Below are 22471 nucleotides of genomic sequence, written 5' to 3' on the forward strand. Positions count from 1 at the left end.
TCTATTCTAGGATTCCTCTAGCTTACACATTGAAACGGAAATGCATAACATCTCCATCTTTCACAATGTACTCTTTTCCTTCTAATCTTACTTTACCGTTTTCCTTAGCAACCTGCTCTGATCCAGCTTCCATTAAGTCATCATAAGAGACTGTTTCAGCACGAATAAATCCTTTTTCGAAATCACTATGGATAATTCCTGCTGCTTGTGGTGCTTTAATCCCTTTTGTGAATGTCCATGCTCTTACTTCTTGTTCACCTGCTGTAAAATATGTTGCTAAACCAAGAAGGTTATATGTTGCTTTAATTAACTGATCTAAACCAGATTCAGCGATACCCAGTTCTTCTAGGAACATTTCTTTCTCTTCTCCGTCTAACTCTGCAATTTCAGACTCTACTTTTGCACTTACAACAATTACTTCCGCTTCATCTTTCTCAGCGAAATCTTTTACACGTTGTACATATTCATTACTATCTGCATCTAGTAATTCATCTTCTCCAACATTGGCAACATATAAAACAGACTTACTTGTTAATAGATGTAGACCTTTAACAAGTTTTTGTTGTTCATCATTGAAAGATACGGCACGTGCTGGCTGTTCTTCTTCAAATGCCTCTTTTAATTTCGCAAGCACTTCAAACTCCGCCATTGCTTCTTTATCTTTTTGTTTTGCCATTTTTTCTACTCGTTGGATACGTTTTGAGACTGTTTCTAAGTCTGCCAAGATTAGCTCTAAATTGATTGTTTCAATATCAGAGATAGGATCTACTTTTCCATCAACATGGGTAATATTCTCATCCTGGAAACAACGAACAACATGACAAATTGCATCTACTTGGCGAATATGCGAAAGGAATTGGTTACCTAGTCCTTCCCCTTTACTCGCACCTTTTACAATTCCTGCTATATCTGTAAACTCAAAAGCTGTCGGAACCGTCTTTTTCGGTTTTACTAACTTAGTTAGATTATTTAATCTTTCATCTGGAACTTCTACAATCCCAACATTGGGATCAATTGTACAAAATGGGTAGTTAGCCGATTCTGCACCTGCTTGTGTTATTGCGTTAAATAACGTTGATTTACCCACGTTAGGTAAGCCAACAATTCCTGCTGTTAATGCCATATTAACTTTCACTCCTTAAGTTCTCTATAGTTGATTTTATCATTTAAGTTCTAATATGGAAAGCATTGTTACACAAGACTTTGAATAAGATGAAGTTTATTATTTAGTGCCCATTTATAAGCTTGTTGTCTGATTTGGGCAACTACTGGACAACAAGCTTATAATGTTCACATAAAAAAACGGCCACTCTTTATTTTGGGCCGTGATTTTTAGTATTATGCTGTTTCTTGTAATTTTTGAAGTTCTTTAATATTTACTTGTTTCTCTAAATAATCGTATTCCTTTAGAATCTTTATTAGTTGTTCCGCAGCGCACTCTTTTGTATACAAATCGTCATCTAGTAAGGACAGCACAACTTCCAGTACATCTTTGGTTACGCCATATCTCTCAAGTAATGTAATAATATCAGTTTTCATTGATTAAGGATGCTCCTCTCTTTGTTTTTTGTTTGAAACTATGATTCTATCTCTATGTTGTCCATATTGAAGTAATGTTAAACAAGGGTAACGCAACTTTGCGCTTACCCATATAAAAGTGGGGTTGCGCAATTATCAGCAACCCCACTCAATAAATACGTTATGATATTTGTTCTGTTATCTGCTTTTCAACGTTAATTAAGGCTTGATAAAATCCTAGCGCCATTTCTTCATCATTTACATCTTCTAAATGAAAATTGATATAATTCATAGCACCATTTACATTTTTGATAATATGCACATTCATATCATTAGAAATAGTTTTTGGATTATTATTTGCCATGTCTCTATGCGCTTGCCAAAATTCAGCAAACATGTAGTGGATACCAGGTTCTTCAATTCGATTTAACCGATTCACATAAGGCATAACATCATCGCTAGGAGCAACCCCAGTACATGACCATTTTGATTCATGATTATACTTGGTCCATTGGCCCTTTTGAAACATACCTAAGCTTGCTTTTCCCTTTTTATCAAACCCTACCAAAGACACCACCAATCCACGTTCATCATCTAAATACTTATGCCAAGAAGGATCTTTTTTATTAATTAGTTGTTGATGTATTTTTTTAGCGTGACGTAAACAATCGTCAAGATTATCCGTTTCTTTTACACGCCCACTTAATTCCTTTAATAACCATTGTCCCCATTCTTTTATACCTCCAGAACGATAAAGCACTCGGTCTGTTAACTTTACGATTTTGTTATTTCTGCTTGGTAGTGATATAGGTTTACCATTTACACCGTTTCCACTAAAATCTTTGTACTTCACAACTTTGCTATCAGAAGTGCATACGATAGCATTATTTAATACATGAGCACCTTCAAATATTAATGTCATACAGTTACCGCCTTCCCTTTATTATTAAAAAGATCCATAAGTCTGTTACTAGGCTTTTCTTTTCTACCTTCTACAACCTTGTTAGGTGTGTAGGTTTTTCCGCAGTTCAAACTTGGTATATTAGGGATGTCGGGGAAACCAATATTCATACTTTCTCCCCCAAACTTCGGTACCCACGATGGTATTGTAGGGGTTGAGATGTTAATGCTACTAATAGCGTTCAACATTCCGTTGATAGCACCAATCACTCCGTTTATAGCGCCTTTGATTGTGTCAATAATGCCATTCCAAATGTCGCTTGTAGTGCCACTAATCGCTTCCCATGCGCTTGTGATGGTGTCTTTTATTCCATTAAACACGCTTGATACACTAGACTTCAATCCATCCCATATACCTGTGACTGTTGACTTTATGCCATTCCATACGCTTGACGTAACACTTTTTATCGTGTTCCACACGGTTGATATAAGGCTTTTAACAAAGTTTAAACGATTCATAAACAAGGATTTTATACCATCCCATGTAGTCGTGAAAAACGTTTTAATACCTTCCCAGACGGATGAAGTAATTGATTTTATTGCCTCAAAGGTTTTAGTAAAGAACACCTTAATAGCCGTCCACGTTACAATTGCATAATCTTTTATTGTATCCCAATTTTTATAAAGTGCGACACCTATAGCAATTAATGCCCCGAAGGCTGCCGCCACTGCCAACGCTGGCAAAGATATACTCGATATAACAATTGCTAATGACGCACCCAATGAAATAAGAGGTGGCAAGGCTACAGCTATAGCCGTAAAGATACCCAGTATTTTTTGCGTTGCTGGTGAAAGGTCCATAAACCATTGCGCTAACTCTATCACCCTATCAGCCAATGATTGAATAGCAGGAACAAGCATACCAACGATTTGATCTTTGTGTTGATTAAACAGTTCAAATAATGGTTGTAATGCTTGCCCCATCACATTGAATAACGTAAATTTTAAGTTGTCCCATTCTTTTCTGAATTCGTTCATTTCGTTTAATTCGTCATTACTGAATGGTACGTCAATTTCTTGCATGATTTGATCAAGGTTCATGCCTTTGCCTTCTAATTCACTGATAAGAGGCAGCATTTCAGCCATATTCATTTGGTTTGCAAAAGCTCGCCTGTCTGCATCTTCTAATTCAAGCATGGTATCTACAACTTGTCTCATTTGTTGGTCTGGATCCATCTTCTTAAAATCATCTACATTTGTTCCCATTGTTTCAAACGCTTTTGCTAATCTTGGTGATAAATCACTACCTCTTTCCAATTGTTTATTAAGGTTTAATAAAGAATTAGAAACAATCTCTGTATCCACCCCAGCATCAGTCGCCACTTGGCGCCAACGTTGCAATTCATCTGTTGACATTCCTGTTTTAGATGCCGTATCAAGCATTTGGTCAGCAAACTCACCGTATTTAATCATGGCAGCTCCTGCTGCCGCACCTACTCCCAAAAATGGGGCAGTAACAAATGCTGTCATCTGTCCACCAATCTTTTGAAGTCTCTTAGCGCCATTTTTAACTTGGCTTTGCATACCTTTTATACCACGTTTTACTGGCTTGTCATCTAAACTTGTCGATATAGTGATTTTTCCATCACTCATGTAAACACTCCTTTCTGAAATAAAAAAAGAGGCATCCACTCACGCTAATTTGCGTAGAGTAAATGCCTCGATTGTTTCGATAGCTTTTTATTTAGTTTTTACTGTATAATTGATCTCATAAAGAATTGGTTTCCCATCTTGCCATGTAATGACCTGTTTTCCAAATCCATGGGGTGGCGTATCTACTTTTGTTTTCACGCCATCCTTGACCATGTAGACTGCATTATCTTCACTCATTAATACATCACACCTTTTTGCTCTAATTCCTTCACTTTACCATTTAGCCAATCTAATATATCGTTTATCACATCTGCTACTTGATCTAAATCGTTATCAGTAGATTGGTAGATTGTTTTAAATGATCCTTTGCCAAAGAACCCATCTAAAGCATACTTACTAGCTTGATACACCTTATTTCTATCACGATCAGTTAATTTGTGTTCAGGCTTTTTAAGAAAACTCTTAATCATTAATTGATACTTGTCCGTTATTTCAATATACTTTTTGATGCTCGCAACATCATAATATAACTTATAATCATTTCCATTCACTTCAAACTCTTGATATGGTTTATTCATTAATTCACCTCCTTCCAGTAATCTAAATCACGTATTACAATTGCCTGTTTATACTTTGGATCTTGTAATTCCTTTTCGAGTTCTTCCTCACTTCCATGTGTGCAATTTTCATGATCCCCAACACGAAAAATATAAATCTTTTCATCCTTAACCCTGTGCTTTTGTTCCAACTTTCTTAATCTCGCTTCTAAGCTTATCATTCTAGAATGACCTCGATAATATCGCTTATATCGACTTCTTTATTAGCTTTCTTTGGTTTTCTTGTTGTCTTTGAACCATCTTTGTTATGAGTGACTGTACTTATACCTAGCATATCAGCAATTTTCAATGCTTTGTCATAGGCTTCTTTATATTCTTTTGACATTAACCATCACCTTCCAATTGCGATTCAATTGCTTTTAATCTCTCGTCAAAGTCACCATCTTTTATTGCAGTTAATGCAATATTGGATAAATAGGCAATGGCTCTAGCTTTGTCGATCGGATCTAGGCCATCATCACGCCTTAAAATATTGATTTGTTCCTGCATTAATGTTTTAATATGTTGCGGTCTATTAATGCGTTTATCTTTCATAACATGCCCCCCTACCTTAAAAATGTTGATATGATGATATTTTGCAGGATTTTAGCATGACATTTTGTGTACTAAAACCCTGCTTTAATAGTCATGTTTTAGGCTGTTTTTCTGCCATTTTTGTGTAGTTTTATAAGCAAATCTGGAATTGTTTTTCTATCATCTATTTCGTGTGCATTATTGATCTGTTCCATTATCTTCATACCTCGGATATAAGCAGAGTTTTTAAGGTATTTTTTCTCTAGTCGTTTCAAACGAGATTCAATACTCATACACTCACCCTCTTATTGATACTTATTCATGACATTTGCAAAAGCATCATCACCTAATTCTTGTTGATATTCAGCCTCTTGTTGCTCGTATGATTCAAGGTCTTTCTGATAATCCTTTTGCATAGCGTTCAATGTGTTCTGTTGGTATTCGCGTTCCAGTTCTTCTACTTGCGCTGCCTTCATAGGATTAGCTTCTAATTGGATGTAAGCATTAATATAAGCCGGCGCGTTCAATGATTTGTTTTCCACTTCATCTTTCATTTTAGGATATAGACCTTTAGCATTGTCTTTATACTGGTGCAATAATCTTCTTTCAAGGCTTGCGTTTCGTTGTTCCATAATTAATTTGCGCATTAATGATTTTTCGCTTGCCCCTTCAAATTCCGCCTTAGATAATTTGTCTTGCACTTCCTTTTTACCCTTGTTCAGTAATTCAGTAATTTTAGTATGGTGCTCTTGCTTTTCTCCATCTCGTTTTTCTTTGATCTCATTAATTTGTTGTTGTTTATACCCTGGGGCATACTTATCATCATTTTCAATTTGCTTGATTTGTGCATTATACTTTTCTACCACTTTAAGCTTTGATTTACGTAAATCCTTAATTCTTGAAATACTCATATTAATCATTCTCCTTTTTTAATTGGTTTATATAAACTGGTGCAAACAATGCCACTACTTCTACAATGGCGTTATCTTCTGAAATACCTCTTAATCTAGCAATTTCTTTTACGTCACGTTCTAATTGAGCAGTATCTACTTTCTGCAATTCATCACCTCATATTTTTGTATGTTATATACATTTATAGTTAACATAATGTTTATTTTGGGAAGTTGTTATATTTTAAAACCCTTGATATATAAGCCTTTTAAAAACGTTCTTTTTTATTGTTTATGCAACATTTTATACATTGTTGTTTTCTCAAGGTTTTTACCCTTTTAGAGATCACTTAGTTAAATCCGATTTTGCATGAAATCCTGCATAAATGACTATACTTTTTAACTTGTACACTCTGGGAGATTTATTGCCATATACTTATCGTTCAATATACCACCTCCTTTCAATATTAATAACGAACATTACTATTAGAACTTACCTCATTTTGTTTACGTATAAAAGGTATCGTTCAGCTTTTTTTATAACCTCTTCAAAGGTATTGACTTCTGCTATTACTTTTGTACTTATTGCTTTTTTGCGCCCTTTATGATATGTTTCTCGCCATGCATGCCATTTGTTATCTATCAACTCTATATAAGCTTCACTATAACGGCTAACAGACTGATTGTAGAGTAAGCCACTTATGCCGACCATAAAGCCTATTGACTGAGCTTGTTCATCCCGTCGTAATGATTCTATCAACCCTTGTTTGTGATCCACTATATGAGTTTTAAGGTAGCCTGGAAGATGCTTACCTCTTGTAATTCTTAGATTGTCACCTTCCAGGTAGAATTGATGTCCTAACGCCTCTGCATATTCCAGTAGTTTTATAACTTCTGTCATATAATCAAGTCCTCATCATCATTTTTAGAATTAGAAATGAAATTATCGTCATTATCGTAACTATCGTCACTAACGTTGATTTCATGCGGTTTATAAGGTGACGATGTTTTTTCATCATCGTAACCTAGTGACGATATATCGTAACCATTTGAATTATCGTAACCATTATCGTAACCCTCAAAATGTTGATTTATAGCCTTCGGTGACGATGGTAACGTTGTTGACGATATTTCACCCACCTTCTCTAATCGTAAGGTTTTATTCTTTCTACTTTCATATTCAACATAAATAATATCTTTCTTTTTTAATGCAGGGTTGATACGCCTTAAACGATTTCTAACACTTCTGCTTGTTGGCCATGCTTTTGATGACTTTGTACGCTCATCAACAAACCTTGATAATTCACCTAATAGCTGTGAAGCGTTACCGATCCATTTATTTTCGTGTTTCATTAACTCTAATACTGAGCTGGCGAATGGATCGCTTTCTAAGCCTTGATCTATGGCTTTCTCACGATTACCAGTATATATTTCCATAAACTCACCCTTTGACCAATTAAGAGCCTTCTCTGCTGCGGTTATCCATAGTGCAAAGTCTGCCATTCTCGGCTTACTAGATAGTTTCGTATGAGGTAACTCATTTAATGCTTGGCTTGCCACGGTACATAATGCTCCTAATATAGATGGTCTTATTTCCCGAAATTCTTTCCAGAAAGTCTTTTCATCTTTTCTTTTTTTTTCTTCAATACTAGGAAGGTGCAAAACTATGGATCTATCAAGTAAGTCTTGTCTATGACCTATATCATCGATCCCATTTAAAATAGTAGGTCTCATAATTTGGAATACCGCTTCCTCATCATCCGTATATAATTTGCGTGTCGCAAGACCTCCACCTGTCGATACCTTAGCAAGCGCATCACTCATTTGATTAGATAGTCCACTTAAATTATCGAATGCTAGTATCCATGTATTATTAGCTGCAATAGACAAGTCTTTTTCTTCTTTTGGCAATGCCCTCAATGGAAGGGAAGAAGGATCTATTAATGCCCTTAATACCTTTGTCATGTTCGATTTACCACTTCCTTGTTCGCCTTGGATAGTTAATATAGGAAATGGGTTGTTTTCCTTAAACGTTGACAACAAATATGCTATAATTAGCTTATAATCATAGTCGTTATCGTAATTGATGAACGGCTTTAAATTTTCTATCACTCCATCAGGTGTAGGCGTTGGCAATGGTTGCATGATTTTAGACCTCTTAAAATAAACAGGAGGATCATCAACTACTCGCCAACCTTTTTTATTGATCTCTATTGCTTGCCAACTCTCATTACATAGGTCTACATAGATTTTATCCTCTAATTCAGCTACTCTTACATGAACCTTTTCTTGTTTGCCATAGATTTTAGACTTAGCTTCAAGCACTCGTAAGGCATCTTCCATAGCTTGTGAACCAGGGGCTTTGTCTTTATCTTTTGATAGATTCAAATATCTAATGGTTAGAATATGCTTAAAATCTTGTGTTCTTATTGGCCATACTTCATGATGCTCATGGACTTTTACACGAGCATAGGAAGTTCCTTGTTCGTCATAAAAGAATTGCATATCAGAGGCTAAACCAACTATGATTTGTGATTGAGTTTTCTTCTCTTCTTGTTCTGCTTCTTGCTCTTGTGCCTTAGCTAGCTTATCTACGTTGTCCAATGTTAGCCCCCTTTCAGACTTCTGCGCTTTAATTCCTTTCCAGCTATGCTATTAATAATCTTATTTAATTCCCCACCTTCTAGTGGTGGATCTACTTTTGTATTCCATAGATGCATGATTTCAACTACTAAACTAGGATCTACGTATCTTCTAAACAAATGGCCTGCTAACTGTGCAGCAGCATTATTCCTGGTTCCTTCACTCGTATGATGAAAGATATCAATCCAATGAGAAGAAGGTTTCTTTTGATACTCTTTTTCTTTTGGTTTACTCGCTAATTGAATTAACCATTCTGGCGCCTTTGCTATCTGTGTAACAATCGGCTTTGATGAATACTCGTACTCATATTTATTGCCATTAGGATGCGTACTAGGAGGCAATACGATATATTTACCATCCCCTTGTACATCAACGCCCTCGTAGCTTTCTAATTTGCTCTTATTGATGCGTTCATCATATTGAAAGAAGAAATGTTGTCCACCTCCGCCAGTAAGGCTTAAAACGGTATCGGGTAAATCCTCATAATCATGTTGCAATTCTTCAAGCGACACATCACCTCTATTACGAGGATCTATATCCAATACGACTACATCATTAATTTTTCCAGTAGGTAATCCTATACCTGCACTTGGATGCTCTGTATACCAACGTTTTATTTGTTCCACATTATTACTAGCATCTTTAAAGCCGTGTTGTGTAATTGGCTTTTTTGACTTATAATAGATAGGAAAGATCGACCAACCTAACATTTGCGAATAGGCTATTGCAGCGTTTAGATTGGCACTCTGTTCAGGTACGGCAATACCTGGACTTTTTTTATTGCTCATCTTCCATCACTTCTTGCATTTGTTTATCAATCCATTCATCAATAGCATGACGTTTAAAGAGAATACGCCTACCGATTCTAAAATGGACTAACGCCTTTTCTCGTACCATTTTATACACCATATCAGTGCTAATTCCTAAATACTCTGCCACTTCTTCAACAGTTAAGGTACTTCTTTTAATTGGCTCTAATTGTGGTTTAAATGCCTCCATATCAATGGCCTCCAACCTTATGATTTTCTCTTAGATCAAGTATTGCTGCATGTAATTCTATATGGTCAATTAACAAGGAATAAGTCTTCTTCAAATGGTTTGCCATGCTAATTGGCTCACCAATTTCAAATTTTCTTATCCTAGTTGAACTAGTGCCCAATAATTCAGCTGCTCGATTAAGTGTTAAACCAAGTTGATTACGTTTCTTTCTAAAATATTGCCCTTCTTCATTCCACTTTACATAGTTATCAATAAGGAATTGTTCCTTTCTTTGTTCGTTACTCATATTTTGTTTCATTAGCTTATCCCCCCTAAACTGGTATGTTTTAAGAATTGCAACAATGGTGAAATGTCATGACTATTTTCTTTCAACCATTTGAGTACTTCTTCTAAATCAACGGAACCATCCTTATTTATTTTTAAGTCCTGCTTCAATTTCTTCTACCTCCCTTACTGGCAAATCTTGAATATACTTATATTCTTTAAGAAACAAAACTAAATCCCTAGCTGCATCATTTTTAGAATAAAGATGATCGCTCGCTAGCATTGAAGCAACCATTAAAATCTTTGCCGATACTTCTGCTTTTTCTTGTAATTCCAATAATGACATTGCCATTAGTTAACCCTCCTAAATTAGATTTTCGAGAACCGTTTGCACTTCGCCAAATAAATGCTTTTCTAAAACGTTGATTGCTTCTACATACACTTGAAGCTCTTCTTTTGTAGTTACACCATCATGATAGAAACTGATTTCTGCATACAAATGCGCTTTTAAAGAATTAATAGCATGATCCATTTTTATACCTCCTTTCGAATCCCTTCACCTAATGCCTTAATATGATCTATTAATGCTTTTGCTCTTGGATCTTCATCTTGCTCATCAATAACAACCTTCAAAGCATTTGCGAATTCTTTATCTATTGTGGATGATCGCATTTGTTACGCCTCCTTTAAACTATTGTTATCTACTACATATTTCCTTTTGGCTTTTTCTATTGATTCAAAGACTTCTTTCTTTTTCTCTTTAGACATTTCCTTTCGTAATAAACGACTAAAATTGCCATCAGATATCCCATATTCTTCTGCTACTTGCCAGTATTTTAAATTTGCTTCACCAATCGCCTTGCGAATATCCTTATTTCGCACTCTATCACTCCTCCCTTTTGTTGTTGTTTCCTTTTGGCAACTTTATAATATCATATCGGTTTCCTTTTGACAACAACAAAAAAATAATTTATTATTATTTCAACAACAACAAAGGAAACGAGGTGATATTATTGTCTTTTGGTGAAGAAATAAAAGAGATTAGAAATACTAAAAAGCTTACTTTAGATGAATTAAGTAAGCGGACAGGCTTATCTAAAGGTTACTTATCTAAATTAGAAAATGGAAAAAGGGATATCCCAAAAGCTGAAACTATAAAAAGATTAGCTGAAGGGCTGGAAGTTAGCTCTTTTGAACTGCTTTATGATGCAGGACATATAAGCAAAGAAGATGTTCAAAAAAAGATTCAAGATATGGCTACAAAGATGCAAAATATATCAAGAGAATTAATAGATCAAACTGAAGAATACCTTAATATACCTAACCTAAAAGAGTTTTTGATTCAAGATAATAACATACGGTGGGAGAATCAACCTCTTAGTATAGAAGATAGACAAAAAATAGTTGATTTTATTCAAGAAAAAGTTGTGGAAAAGCAAACTAAACGCTTAGTAATTGAATTTGAGGATGGTAAACCTGTGTCAAGAACAGAAAATTTTGATAACAATTCTAAAAAGGAGGAGTAAAATGGCTGGTCACATCCAAGATAGAGGAAATGGCTCTTTTTTATTAGTGTACCATGTTGGCTATGATTCAAATGGGAAGCGAATTAGAAAAACTAGGACAGTTAAAGCTAAAAACTCAACGGAAGCTAAGAAGAAACTAGCTGCATTTGTAACGGAAATTGAAACTGGTCAATACGTTGCCCCTTCTCATACTCGTTTTGGTGATTATGTGGAGGTATGGAGGAAACAAGCACAAAAGAAATTAGCACCTACCACACTTCAAACATATAACTATGCTATAGATAAGAGAATACTCCCCTTTTTCTCCCATTTTAAGATGGAAGATATAACTCATGTTCATCTTAATGGTTACATTGAAGATTTAGAGGAAGAAGGACTGGCAAGCTCTTATATTAAAAAGCAAATCAATATTTTAAGTAATATCTTTGACTTGGCTCTTAAGAATGAAGTCATAAAAAAGAACCCTACCGAAAAAGTAGAATTACCAAAAGTAAATAATAAAGAAGGACAAGTGTATAACTCTAAGGAATTAAAAGAATTATTCCAGTTATTAAAGAAAGAAAACAACAAGCAACAAGTATTAATTGTGAAGTTAGCATTAAAAACTGGTATGCGTAAAGGTGAATTATTGGCTCTTACATGGGATGATGTAGATTTTAATACAAATACGATCCATATTAGAAGGTCATTAGGCTACACTAAAACAGATGGCTATATTTTAAAAGAACCAAAAACAAAAGGCTCTATTCGTAAAGTAGCACCACCTAGAAAGCTAATGGAAGAATTAAGAAGGCATAAGCTTAAGAAAAGCACTGAACGCATTGAAGCAAAGGAATTATGGCAAGGTGGACAGCATTTCTTTGTATTCTCTACTGATTTAGGTAAACCTTTCTTTTTAGATGTGCCTAGTACTTGGTGGAAAAGATTTCTCGAACGTCATAACTTTAAAAAGATAAGATTCCATGATTTACGTCACACTGCTGCAACGGATTTAATAAACAAAGGGGCGAATATCCACTCTATTTCTAAAAGGCTCGGACATACGAATATAAGTACCACCTTAAATATATATGGACATTACTTAGAGGAAGCAGATCAAAAAATTGCAGATATGTTAGATGAGGATTATATTTAGGCACCATATAAAATGGTGTTTTTTCTTTGCTTTTTTTAAGAACAAACGTGCGTTAAATTTCAAATGGGCAACAATTGGACAACAAATAAACCTACTTTATAATATCTATAAACAAATAAAACAACTAAAACCCTTGATAAACAAGCATTTCAAGGGCTAGTTATTTTGTGAAGGCAATCAGCGACTTTCACCCCTTAAGGATTCCGTCCATATGAACGTATCAGTCATACCAATTATAGTGATACTTCTTTGAATTGACAAGTTATTAAAAAGCGAAAATCAAGGGTTTCCTCCCCTTGATTTTTTACTTTACTCTTATAAAAAATGCATATTCCTCCTATAACCTATCAGAAAAACACATATGTTTCACGTGAAACAGTTTATTCTTGGTGCTCAAGTACTTGCTTCATCTTTTGTTCAAATCGTTTTCGTGGCAACATCACACTGTGACCACAGCCTTCACATTTAATTCGAATATCCATACCCATGCGGATTATTTTCCAGCGATTTGTCCCACATGGATGCGACTTTTTCATTTCTACTATATCATTCAACTGAAATTCTTTGCGTTCCATGTTATCACCTCAATACTTACACAATCTTATTGTATTATTATATTAGATTCTTTTGTAAAAAGGAAATAGTAAGATAGCACAAAGTAAATAAAGATTCACAATTCCATATATCGGGTATAAAAGGGCAATTAAAGTGGAAAAACCGATTTTTGTTAATGGTGTTACAACAATTAATAAAACGAAAACAATCTTCCACATATGAACCTTAAAAAAGCCTGCTATTCTCGTAACAAGGCCTAAAACACTGGAGATAGCGGTAGTAAAAATGGCACACCATAATAGAATTGACATTAAAATATACGTATAATCAGGATAATTCTTTAATATCGCAAATAAGGGAATTTCATATAAAATGATGATTTCTGAAATTTGAATAAGTGAATTATTATATAAAAGAGAGGTAATTCCCAGTACTAATCCACTCCCTACACTCGCAATAATAATTTCCCCGTTTGTTTGCACCTTATCCCCTACAGCTCCTAAAACAGCTAAAATTGATAAAATATTCAAAGCTGTAAACGTAAACGATGCTGTCCAGTTTGCCTGTTGATCCATCGATAAAATAAAGGACAATTGCTCATCAATGGAATAAATAACTAAAATGGATAATAAACCGACAATTAATAAAGGTAACAAAATAACATTGAACGTAACCACACCATTAATTCCTTTAATAAAAATAATGAAGATAAAACATACAATAAAGATGATTCCTGCCCATTTTGATAATTGAAAAGCTTCAAAAGTTGCCCCACTTCCCGCTATCATGATAACTAATGTAGAAAGAAGATATAAAAAGATCAATATATCATAAAAACGCGCAATTTTTTTCCCTAAAAGAATCTCTAATAATGAAAAATAATTGGATGTTTGATGTTGATAGCTTACTTTCATAATAATGCCTACAGAACAGATAAACATAATCGTAAATAAGACGATAGCAAGTCCACTTTCATGACCAAAGAACTGCCATAGCTCCCTTCCTGAGGCATACCCAGCACCTATCATCGTTCCAATAATCAAAAACATCCATTTAAAACCCGATTTCCACATATCTCTGCCCCCAGAAAAAGCATTATATATAGTAAAAATATGCTTCCTTGGACAAAGGTATGAGAAAAATCTATATACAGTAATGAAAAAGGAACAAACCGAGGAAAAACAGTTTGTTCCTTTCAAAAATATGCTAGTACATATTTACAAAAAAGCCATAACCAAAATAAAACAAGATAAATACAAATATTGCTGGTAAAAAGTCTCCTATTTTTATTTTAGTGATGTTTAATATATTCAAGCCTATTGCTAAAATTAATAAGCCGCCAATGGCTGTTACTTCGTTAATAAATCCATCTAATATCGATGCAGGTAACCATTTATTAATTTGAACAGCCAGTAGTGCAATGGTTCCTTGATACAGCACTACTGGAATGACAGAGAAAATAACACCATATCCTAGTGTTGTTGTTAATACAATTGCCAAAAAACCATCTAAGAAGGACTTAGTAAATAATACTTCATGGTCACCACGTAAACCACCATCAAGTGCACCAACAATAGCCATCGCGCCAATAACAAAAATTAACGTAGCAGTAATAAACCCTTCTGTAATATTACTGTCACCCTTCTCATTAAATCGCTTTTCTAATTTTTGGCCAACTAGATTTAATTTATCCTCCAATTGTACTCCCGCCCCAATAATGGCCCCTACTAATATACTGAGTAAAATGAGAATAATATTATCTGCTTGTATAGCCATCTGTATACCAATCAATACGATTACTAAACCTATTCCTTGGAGTGCTGTTGTTTTTATCTTTTCTGGAATATTTGTGAAAATAAGCCCGATAACCGTACCGATAATGATTGCTAATCCATTTACCAATGTTCCTAATAACACCATTTTTAGTCTCTCCTAGCTGTATTTTTGTATAAAAAAAATCTGATTATTTGCGACCCGCAAACAATCAGACCTATTCTTACTCCATCTTATCCAATATGCGATTGAGATCATCTTCAGAAAAGAATTCTATTTCAATTTTCCCTTTCCGTTTACCTTTGTTAATTTTTACATTGGTACCAAAGAATTCTTTTAGGTGATTTTCCTTCTCTGTAATAAAAATATCTTTTTTGGGTTTCTTCTTTTTCTTCGGTGCCTTATTATTTAATTCATTAATTAGCGCCTCTACTTGGCGTACATTTAACTTCTCCGTCACGATACGATTAACGACAGGGTTGATATGTTTCTTATCTTTTAGCCCCAATAAAGCTCTACCATGTCCCATCGAAATAGATCCGTTATTAATTTTCGTAATAACATCTGCTGGTAAACTGAGTAAACGAACTAAATTGGCAATATGTGATCTACTTTTACCTAACCGTTTCGAAAGTTGATCTTGTGTAATATTTAGTTCATTGATTAACCGATCATATGCAGTTGCTTCTTCAACTGGTGTTAAATCTTCTCGCTGGATATTTTCTAATAAAGCTAATTCCATCATTTGTTCATCTGTTAAATCTTTGATAACTACTGGAATGGTACTTAATTGTGCCTCTTTTGCAGCTCTGTATCTGCGCTCTCCTACTACAATTTCGTAACCTTTAATACTTTGTCGAACAATTAATGGTTGAAGAATTCCATGCTGTAAAACAGATTCTTTTAATTCTTCAATCGCATCTGCTTCAAACACTTTACGTGGCTGATAAGGATTAGGGCGACATTCTTTTAATTCTACTTCCACTATCTTATCTGAAGATTTTTCCTCGACCACTTCATCAAATAAAGCGTCTAAGCCTCTACCAAGTCCTCCTTTAACCACCTGCAATCACTTCCTTTGCTAAATCAAGGTACACTTCTGCCCCTCTAGATTTAGAATCATATGTTAAAATTGGTTTCCCATGGCTCGGTGCCTCACCTAATCGTACATTACGCGGTATCACTGTTTGATAAACTTTATCCTGGAAGTATTTTTTCACTTCTTCGATAACTTGTAAACCAAGATTTGTCCTTGCATCTAACATAGTAAGAAGGACACCTTCAATCATAAGCTGTTTATTTAAATGTTTTTGTACAAGACGAATCGTATTTAATAGCTGACTCAAACCTTCTAATGCATAATACTCACATTGTACAGGAATTAAAACAGTATCTGCAGCAGTAAATGCGTTTATCGTTAATAAACCTAATGATGGTGGACAGTCAATGATCACATAATCATAGTTATCTTTTATACTATCAATTGCTTTTTTTAAGCGTGCTTCACGTGAAATAGTAGATACTAACTCTATTTCCGCACCAGCTAATTGAATCGTTGCAGGAATAAGTTCTAAGTTCTCTATAGTTGTCTTTTCGCATACCGTACTTGCTTCCACATCATCTACTAATACATTATATATACATTGATTGACATCCGCTTTATTTACTCCTATCCCACTAGTAGAATTACCTTGTGGATCAATATCAACAAGTAATATTTTTTTATTAAGATGTGCTAAGCTAGCACTCAAGTTTACAGAAGAAGTCGTTTTACCAACGCCACCCTTCTGATTTGCAACGGCTATTACTTTACCCAATGCTGTCACCTACCTCTTGCGTCATTTCCTTATATTCTATCACTTTTTTCATCAAAGAATAGCAATTTTTCTGCCTTTTTATTAAAAAACAACCCATCTTCCTAGCCGATAAAGATGGGTTCTGTACACATAATCATTTTTTCTTAGGAATTTTGATTGTTATCTGATAAAAATCATCATGATCCTGCTCATCAGTCTCTAAGTCTATCCCAGTATCGGTTACCATGTTTAATGACTGTCTAATCGTATTCATCGCAATTCGCATATCTTTATTAACACCTTTTAGACGTGGCTTTTTGGCTGGCTTTTTCTTTTCTGTCAAAAGCCTATTAATTTGTGCCTCTGTTTGTTTTACATTTAAATCACGTTCAATGATTTGCTCTAAAACTTTCAACTGAAGCTCTTCTTCCTTTAACGCAATTAATGCACGCGCATGTCTTTCGGTAATTTTTTTCTGTAAAATTGCTTGCTGAACCTGTTCTGGTAGTTTTAATAATCTCATTTTGTTAGCGATAGTAGACTGACTCTTACCTAATCGTTGTGCTAAAGCTTCCTGTGTTAACTCATGCATATCAATTAATTTTTGATAGGCAACAGCTTCTTCGATTACTGTAAGTTCCTCACGTTGTAAGTTCTCTATTAATGCTACGGATGCTGTTTCCTTATCCGTCATCTCACGGATAATTACTGGGACCTTCTCCCATTCTAATGTTCTAGCTGCTCGCCAACGTCTCTCACCAGCAATAATTTCATATTTATCTTCTTCATTCTCGATTGGGCGGACAACAATTGGCTGAATCATTCCATGAGTATGTAGAGTTTGAGCTAGTTCTTTGATCTTTTCTTCATTAAAAATAGATCTAGGTTGATAGCGATTCGCCTCAATATGATCAATATTAACGAACACAACTTCATCTTGGAAACTATCTTGTTCCTCTACCAAGTCATTATCCGCTTTATCACCTAATCCAAAAATACGACCAAATGGGTGTAACATAATAAACACCACCTTTTTTCTGCTTAACATTAGAAAAACTCAACATTTGCATAGTTTTATAGCAAGTGTCTTCATTTTTCTTACATTTTGTTCATTCAACATTTCACTAATGTCGAATTAATTCATCATAAAAAATAAAAATAATATAAAAACAATGGAAAACTTGCTTAAAAACAAACATTTAAGCAAGTCATAGAAGCCGTTATATATTCCTCATGTTTCACGTGGAACATAACTAGTAATCTGTTACTCTTATTTTATCATAAAAATAAAGAAAGCGATAAAAAATATGACTTATTTTTCATAAAATTATCATTTACAATGGGTTTTTGTTAGGTACTCCTGGTTTTCGCGGATATTTTTTCGGTGTTTTTCGCTTTTTGTCAATAATGACAATATTTCTCTCACCATCATTATTAGGAAGAGAAAAGTGTTCTACCCTCTGTAGTTTCCCACCTAATAATTCGATTGCATTTTCTGCATTCGCTAATTCTTCTTGTGCATTAGCACCTTTCATCGCAATAAATGTACCATCTGTTCGCACTAATGGTAAGCACAATTCTGCCAAAACCGACGTTCGTGCTACAGCTCGTGCCATTACAACATCAAATTCATGCCTGAATTTCTCATTTTTACCAAATAATTCTGCTCGATCGTGGTAAAAGCTTACTCCTTCTAAACCAAGCTCTGTTGCTAAGTGATTTAAAAAGGAAATTCGCTTATTTAATGAATCAACAATCGTGACATGAATATTCGGGAATAAGATTTTTAATGGGATGCTGGGGAAACCTGCCCCAGCACCCACATCACATACATGTATCTCATTCGTAAAATCAAAATAAAAAGCTGCCGTTACCGAATCATAGAAGTGCTTCCGATAAACCTCTTCTTTATCAGTGATTGCTGTTAAATTCATCTTTTCATTCCATTCCACAAGTGTGTGGAAATATATTTCAAACTGCTCTACTTGTCGCTCTGTTAATTCAATACCTTGTTCTTTTAACTGGTCTTGAAAAGACGCTACACTCATCATGCCACTCCTCTATTCATTCGATACTTTCGCTACATTTCCTTGCTCAATATAAACGAGCAAAATAGAAACATCAGCAGGGTTCACACCAGAAATTCTAGATGCTTGCGCGACAGACAATGGACGTACTTGTTTTAGTTTTTCTCTTGCTTCTGTTGCAAGACCACTAATTGCATCATAATCAATTTGATCTGGAATCAATTTGTTCTCCATTTTTTTCATTCGTTCTACTTGCTGATTTGATTTCGTAATATAACCTTTATATTTAATTTGAATTTCTACTTGTTCTTTCGCATCTCTAGCTAGCTCTCTATCAGCCGGTGCGATTTTTTCAATCACATCATACGTCACTTCAGGTCGTTTCATTAAATCATAAGCTAAAACACCATCTTTTAACCTTGTACTACCAATTTCATCAAGTAGCTCTTGTAATTGTTCTGTCGGTTTTAGACGGATACTTTTTAGACGCTCTTGCTCTTCATCAATTAATTGTTTCTTTTCTTCAAAGCGAGCAAAACGTTCATCTGAAATAAGACCGATTTGATGGCCAATGTCTGTTAAACGTAAATCTGCGTTATCATGGCGTAATAATAAACGATATTCTGCACGAGATGTTAACAATCGATATGGCTCGTTTGTTCCTTTTGTTACAAGATCGTCAATTAACACACCAATGTAACCTTGCGAACGGTCTAGAATTAGCGTATCTTTATCTAAAGCTTTTGCAGCAGCGTTAATACCAGCCATTAAACCTTGACCTGCTGCCTCTTCATAACCGGATGTTCCATTAATTTGACCTGCTGTAAATAGACCTTCAATATCTTTCACTTCTAAAGTTGGCCATAATTGAGTTGGTACTACAGAATCATATTCAATTGCATACCCAGCACGCATAATTTCTGCTTCTTCTAATCCTGGAATACTACGTAAAATATCTCTTTGTACGTATTCAGGTAATGATGTAGACAATCCTTGTACATATACTTCCTCTGTGTCGCGTCCCTCTGGCTCTAAAAAGATCTGGTGACGTGGCTTATCATGGAAGCGTACAATTTTATCCTCAATGGATGGGCAGTATCTTGGTCCTGTTCCTTTAATCATACCAGAATACATAGCAGATAAACCTAAGTTATCATTAATAATTTCGTGTGTTGTTTCATTTGTATATGTTAACCAGCAAGGAATTTGATCCAAAATCTCTTCTGTCGTTTCATAAGAGAAATGTTGTGGGTTTTCATCTCCTGGTTGTATTTCTGTTTTATCATAATTGATTGATTTATTATTCACTCGTGGTGGTGTACCTGTTTTAAAACGAACAAGGTCAAATCCTAATTCTTCTAGGTTCTCTGCTAACTTCACACTAGCTCGTTGATTATTTGGACCACTTTCATAAGAAATATCACCAATAATGACACGGCCGCGCATGAAGGTTCCAGTCGTAATAATAACAGATTCCGCTCGATATAATGCTTTTGTTTCTGTTATTACCCCTTTTACTTTCCCATCTTCTACAACTAACTCTTCCACCATTCCTTGACGAAGAGTTAAATTATCCGTTTGCTCTAACGATTTCTTCATTTCTTGAATATACAACGGCTTGTCTGCTTGTGCACGTAAAGCACGTACTGCAGGTCCCTTCGCTGTATTCAACATTCTCATTTGAATATATGTTTTATCGATTACTTTCCCCATTAATCCACCAAGTGCATCAATTTCTCGAACCACAATACCTTTGGCAGGTCCACCGATGGATGGATTACATGGCATAAATGCAATCATGTCTAAGTTTAATGTTAACATTAATGTTTTCGCACCTCGTCGTGCCGCTGCATGGGCAGCTTCCACCCCTGCATGACCAGCTCCGATAACGATCACATCAAATTTACCAGCTTCATATGTTGACATGGCTGATCCTCCTTTTTACAAATTATTTTCCTAAACAAAACTGTGAAAATAGCTGATCGATCAAGCTATCTTGCACGGTATCTCCAATTATTTCTCCGAGTAATTCCCAAGCTCTTGTTACATCTATTTGTACTAAATCAATTGGCATCTCTGCATCCATCGCGTCCATTGCATCATCCAATGCTTGCATTGTTTGTTGTAATAGCTGGATATGACGCACATTTGATACATAACTTAGATCACCACTGTCTAAATCTCCAGCAAAAAATGTATCTGCAATTGCCTCTTCTAGTGCATCCATCCCTTTATCTTCAATCAATGCAGTAGTAATAATTTTTTGATCACCAGCTAGTTGTTTCACTTCTTCTAGATCTAGCTTTTGCTCTAAGTCTGTTTTATTAACAATCACAATATATTCTAAACCTTCTACTGCTTTAAACAAGTTACGATCCTCATCTGATAATTCCTCACCATAGTTTAATACAAGCAAAATTAAGTCAGACTCTTTTAATGCTTGGCGAGAGCGTTCCACACCAATTCGTTCCACAATATCCTCTGTTTCACGAATACCAGCTGTATCAACTAAACGTAATGGAATACCACGAACATTCACGTATTCCTCAATAACATCTCTCGTTGTACCTGGAATATCTGTTACAATCGCTTTTGTTTCTTGAACAAAGGCATTCAATAAAGAGGATTTTCCTACGTTTGGTCGTCCAATAATCGCAGTTGCTATCCCTTCACGTAGTATTTTTCCCTGTTTTGCCATACTTAATAATCTCTCTACTTCAACATATACCTCTCTTGTTTGTTTCTTTAACATTTGATGCGACATTTCTTCGACATCATCATATTCTGGATAATCAATATTTACCTCAACATGTGCGACTGTTTCAATTAATTGTTGACGTAAATCTTGAACAAGTTTAGAGAGTTTCCCGTCTAATTGTTTTAGCGCAATATTCATCGCTTTATCTGTTTTAGCACGGATTAAATCCATTACCGCCTCTGCCTGTGATAAATCAATTCGACCATTTAAAAAGGCACGTTTCGTGAATTCACCAGGCTCAGCTAGACGTGCACCATGATATAAAATGTGTTCTAACAATCGATTAACAGATGCCAATCCACCGTGACAGTTTATCTCCACTACATCTTCTCTCGTAAACGTTTTTGGCGCACGCATCACTGTAACCATTACTTCTTCCATTACTTCGTTTGTTTCGGTATTAATCATCTTACCGTAATGAATCGTGTGTGAATCAACTGTTGCTAAATCTTTTCCGCTAAATAGTTTATTACTAATGGAAACTGCTTCCTCTCCACTCAACCGAACGATTGCAATCGCACCTTCGCCAATCGGTGTCGAAATCGCAGCTATTGTATCATTTTCCATTCTTTCACCCCCATTATTTACTCCATATCTATATCAATTGACTTATGCATTACATTTAGTATCACTAACTTATTAGAATATCACAAACCTCTATCACTTGAAAAGATATCCACACTTAGTTTCCCTCTTAAAATCAAAAATACTTATCCACATGTTAATATTATTACGCAAATCCAAATTATCAACAACTACTTACACAGCCTAAAAGCGATAACTTCACGTTGAAGTAGGCTTTCTTCCATTCTAATGATGATGAGTGCTGTTACAGCTCCGACAAAACACTACGCGTTCCGCGGGTACGGCTTCAGCTAATTTTTATGAAGAAGATCACTTCATA

32 protein-coding genes are annotated in these 22471 nt (G+C 35.1%); 2 read left to right on the forward strand and 30 right to left on the reverse strand.

Annotated features, from left to right (window positions below):
• Positions 1–22: 22 nt before the first annotated feature.
• The 21 genes from ychF to SH601_RS05560 form a co-directional block, all read right to left on the reverse strand.
• A complete protein-coding gene (gene ychF / locus SH601_RS05460; RefSeq protein WP_319957247.1) occupies positions 23–1123 on the reverse strand; it encodes a redox-regulated ATPase YchF in 1101 nt (366 codons plus the stop codon).
• Positions 1124–1338: 215 nt separating this feature from the next.
• Positions 1339–1539, reverse strand: a complete 201-nt coding sequence (locus SH601_RS05465; protein WP_319957248.1) for a hypothetical protein — start codon at positions 1537–1539, stop codon at positions 1339–1341.
• 160 nt (positions 1540–1699) lie between these two features.
• The gene (locus SH601_RS05470) at positions 1700–2440 is read right to left on the reverse strand and encodes a hypothetical protein (protein ID WP_319957249.1); all 741 of its coding nucleotides are present in this window, start codon (positions 2438–2440) and stop codon (positions 1700–1702) included.
• The gene (locus SH601_RS05475) at positions 2437–4071 is read right to left on the reverse strand and encodes a phage tail tape measure protein (protein WP_319957250.1); all 1635 of its coding nucleotides are present in this window, start codon (positions 4069–4071) and stop codon (positions 2437–2439) included. The genes SH601_RS05470 and SH601_RS05475 overlap by 4 nt, the downstream gene beginning before the upstream one ends.
• Positions 4072–4158: 87 nt before the next feature.
• Complete coding sequence (locus SH601_RS05480; protein ID WP_319957251.1) at positions 4159–4308, reverse strand: DUF3954 domain-containing protein; 150 nt, start codon at positions 4306–4308, stop codon at positions 4159–4161.
• Positions 4308–4649 carry a hypothetical protein gene (locus tag SH601_RS05485; protein WP_319957252.1) on the reverse strand — a complete coding sequence of 114 codons (342 nt, stop codon included), beginning with the start codon at positions 4647–4649 and terminating at the stop codon, positions 4308–4310. Before SH601_RS05485 ends, SH601_RS05480 begins: the two co-directional genes overlap by 1 nt.
• A complete protein-coding gene (locus tag SH601_RS05490) occupies positions 4649–4849 on the reverse strand; it encodes a hypothetical protein (protein WP_319957253.1) in 201 nt (66 codons plus the stop codon). The genes SH601_RS05485 and SH601_RS05490 overlap by 1 nt, the downstream gene beginning before the upstream one ends.
• Complete coding sequence (locus SH601_RS05495; RefSeq protein WP_319957254.1) at positions 4846–5013, reverse strand: hypothetical protein; 168 nt, start codon at positions 5011–5013, stop codon at positions 4846–4848. Before SH601_RS05495 ends, SH601_RS05490 begins: the two co-directional genes overlap by 4 nt.
• A complete protein-coding gene (locus SH601_RS05500; RefSeq protein WP_319957256.1) occupies positions 5013–5222 on the reverse strand; it encodes a hypothetical protein in 210 nt (69 codons plus the stop codon). Before SH601_RS05500 ends, SH601_RS05495 begins: the two co-directional genes overlap by 1 nt.
• Before the next feature lie 98 nt (positions 5223–5320).
• The gene (locus SH601_RS05505; RefSeq protein ID WP_319957257.1) at positions 5321–5494 is read right to left on the reverse strand and encodes a hypothetical protein; all 174 of its coding nucleotides are present in this window, start codon (positions 5492–5494) and stop codon (positions 5321–5323) included.
• Positions 5495–5506: 12 nt separating this feature from the next.
• A complete protein-coding gene (locus SH601_RS05510) occupies positions 5507–6112 on the reverse strand; it encodes a hypothetical protein (RefSeq protein WP_319957258.1) in 606 nt (201 codons plus the stop codon).
• Position 6113: 1 nt separating this feature from the next.
• Positions 6114–6260, reverse strand: a complete 147-nt coding sequence (locus tag SH601_RS05515) for a hypothetical protein (RefSeq protein ID WP_319957259.1) — start codon at positions 6258–6260, stop codon at positions 6114–6116.
• 324 nt (positions 6261–6584) lie between these two features.
• Positions 6585–6992: a hypothetical protein gene (locus SH601_RS05520; RefSeq protein ID WP_319957260.1), complete on the reverse strand. Its 408-nt coding sequence runs from the start codon at positions 6990–6992 to the stop codon at positions 6585–6587.
• On the reverse strand, positions 6989–8695 hold the full coding sequence (locus SH601_RS05525) for a hypothetical protein (protein WP_319957261.1): 1707 nt from the start codon (positions 8693–8695) through the stop codon (positions 6989–6991). Before SH601_RS05525 ends, SH601_RS05520 begins: the two co-directional genes overlap by 4 nt.
• Positions 8696–8697: 2 nt before the next feature.
• Positions 8698–9522, reverse strand: coding sequence for a bifunctional DNA primase/polymerase (locus SH601_RS05530; RefSeq protein ID WP_319957262.1), 825 nt, complete (start codon positions 9520–9522; stop codon positions 8698–8700).
• Positions 9512–9733 carry a helix-turn-helix domain-containing protein gene (locus SH601_RS05535; RefSeq protein WP_319957264.1) on the reverse strand — a complete coding sequence of 74 codons (222 nt, stop codon included), beginning with the start codon at positions 9731–9733 and terminating at the stop codon, positions 9512–9514. The genes SH601_RS05530 and SH601_RS05535 overlap by 11 nt, the downstream gene beginning before the upstream one ends.
• A 1-nt stretch (position 9734) precedes the next feature.
• A complete protein-coding gene (locus tag SH601_RS05540) occupies positions 9735–10031 on the reverse strand; it encodes a helix-turn-helix domain-containing protein (RefSeq protein ID WP_319957265.1) in 297 nt (98 codons plus the stop codon).
• 111 nt (positions 10032–10142) lie between these two features.
• Complete coding sequence (locus SH601_RS05545; protein ID WP_319957266.1) at positions 10143–10349, reverse strand: hypothetical protein; 207 nt, start codon at positions 10347–10349, stop codon at positions 10143–10145.
• Positions 10350–10361: 12 nt separating this feature from the next.
• Positions 10362–10529 carry a hypothetical protein gene (locus SH601_RS05550; RefSeq protein ID WP_319957267.1) on the reverse strand — a complete coding sequence of 56 codons (168 nt, stop codon included), beginning with the start codon at positions 10527–10529 and terminating at the stop codon, positions 10362–10364.
• A 2-nt stretch (positions 10530–10531) separates the two neighbouring features.
• Positions 10532–10669 carry a hypothetical protein gene (locus SH601_RS05555; protein ID WP_319957268.1) on the reverse strand — a complete coding sequence of 46 codons (138 nt, stop codon included), beginning with the start codon at positions 10667–10669 and terminating at the stop codon, positions 10532–10534.
• Between the two features lie 3 nt (positions 10670–10672).
• On the reverse strand, positions 10673–10879 hold the full coding sequence (locus tag SH601_RS05560) for a hypothetical protein (protein WP_319957269.1): 207 nt from the start codon (positions 10877–10879) through the stop codon (positions 10673–10675).
• 131 nt (positions 10880–11010) lie between these two features.
• Here SH601_RS05560 and SH601_RS05565 point away from each other — a divergent pair, with 131 nt between their 5' ends.
• Together SH601_RS05565 and SH601_RS05570 are read left to right on the forward strand one after the other, a co-directional pair.
• The gene (locus SH601_RS05565) at positions 11011–11523 is read left to right on the forward strand and encodes a helix-turn-helix domain-containing protein (RefSeq protein WP_319957270.1); all 513 of its coding nucleotides are present in this window, start codon (positions 11011–11013) and stop codon (positions 11521–11523) included.
• Position 11524: 1 nt separating this feature from the next.
• Positions 11525–12658: a tyrosine-type recombinase/integrase gene (locus tag SH601_RS05570; RefSeq protein ID WP_319957272.1), complete on the forward strand. Its 1134-nt coding sequence runs from the start codon at positions 11525–11527 to the stop codon at positions 12656–12658.
• A gap of 380 nt (positions 12659–13038) precedes the next feature.
• Here SH601_RS05570 and SH601_RS05575 read toward each other — a convergent pair whose 3' ends face one another.
• From SH601_RS05575 to mnmE, 9 genes are all read right to left on the reverse strand, one after another.
• On the reverse strand, positions 13039–13233 hold the full coding sequence (locus SH601_RS05575; RefSeq protein ID WP_319957273.1) for a DUF951 domain-containing protein: 195 nt from the start codon (positions 13231–13233) through the stop codon (positions 13039–13041).
• A 42-nt stretch (positions 13234–13275) separates the two neighbouring features.
• Complete coding sequence (locus SH601_RS05580) at positions 13276–14286, reverse strand: YkvI family membrane protein (RefSeq protein WP_319957274.1); 1011 nt, start codon at positions 14284–14286, stop codon at positions 13276–13278.
• 133 nt (positions 14287–14419) lie between these two features.
• Entirely contained in the window at positions 14420–15133 is a 714-nt protein-coding gene (locus SH601_RS05585) for a DUF554 domain-containing protein (RefSeq protein WP_319957275.1), read from the reverse strand.
• Between the two features lie 76 nt (positions 15134–15209).
• Positions 15210–16049, reverse strand: a complete 840-nt coding sequence (locus SH601_RS05590; RefSeq protein WP_319957276.1) for a ParB/RepB/Spo0J family partition protein — start codon at positions 16047–16049, stop codon at positions 15210–15212.
• Entirely contained in the window at positions 16042–16803 is a 762-nt protein-coding gene (locus SH601_RS05595; protein ID WP_319957277.1) for a ParA family protein, read from the reverse strand. Before SH601_RS05595 ends, SH601_RS05590 begins: the two co-directional genes overlap by 8 nt.
• A 133-nt stretch (positions 16804–16936) precedes the next feature.
• Positions 16937–17800, reverse strand: a complete 864-nt coding sequence (gene noc / locus SH601_RS05600) for a nucleoid occlusion protein (RefSeq protein WP_319957278.1) — start codon at positions 17798–17800, stop codon at positions 16937–16939.
• Between the two features lie 316 nt (positions 17801–18116).
• The gene (rsmG, locus tag SH601_RS05605) at positions 18117–18830 is read right to left on the reverse strand and encodes a 16S rRNA (guanine(527)-N(7))-methyltransferase RsmG (protein ID WP_319957279.1); all 714 of its coding nucleotides are present in this window, start codon (positions 18828–18830) and stop codon (positions 18117–18119) included.
• Between the two features lie 12 nt (positions 18831–18842).
• Complete coding sequence (gene mnmG / locus SH601_RS05610) at positions 18843–20735, reverse strand: tRNA uridine-5-carboxymethylaminomethyl(34) synthesis enzyme MnmG (protein WP_319957280.1); 1893 nt, start codon at positions 20733–20735, stop codon at positions 18843–18845.
• A 22-nt stretch (positions 20736–20757) separates the two neighbouring features.
• Complete coding sequence (mnmE, locus tag SH601_RS05615; protein WP_319957281.1) at positions 20758–22134, reverse strand: tRNA uridine-5-carboxymethylaminomethyl(34) synthesis GTPase MnmE; 1377 nt, start codon at positions 22132–22134, stop codon at positions 20758–20760.
• Between the last annotated feature and the right edge of the window lie 337 nt (positions 22135–22471).

The organism is Gracilibacillus pellucidus (genome assembly GCF_033949965.1).
In the GTDB taxonomy this organism is placed as follows: domain Bacteria; phylum Bacillota; class Bacilli; order Bacillales; family Amphibacillaceae; genus Gracilibacillus; species Gracilibacillus pellucidus.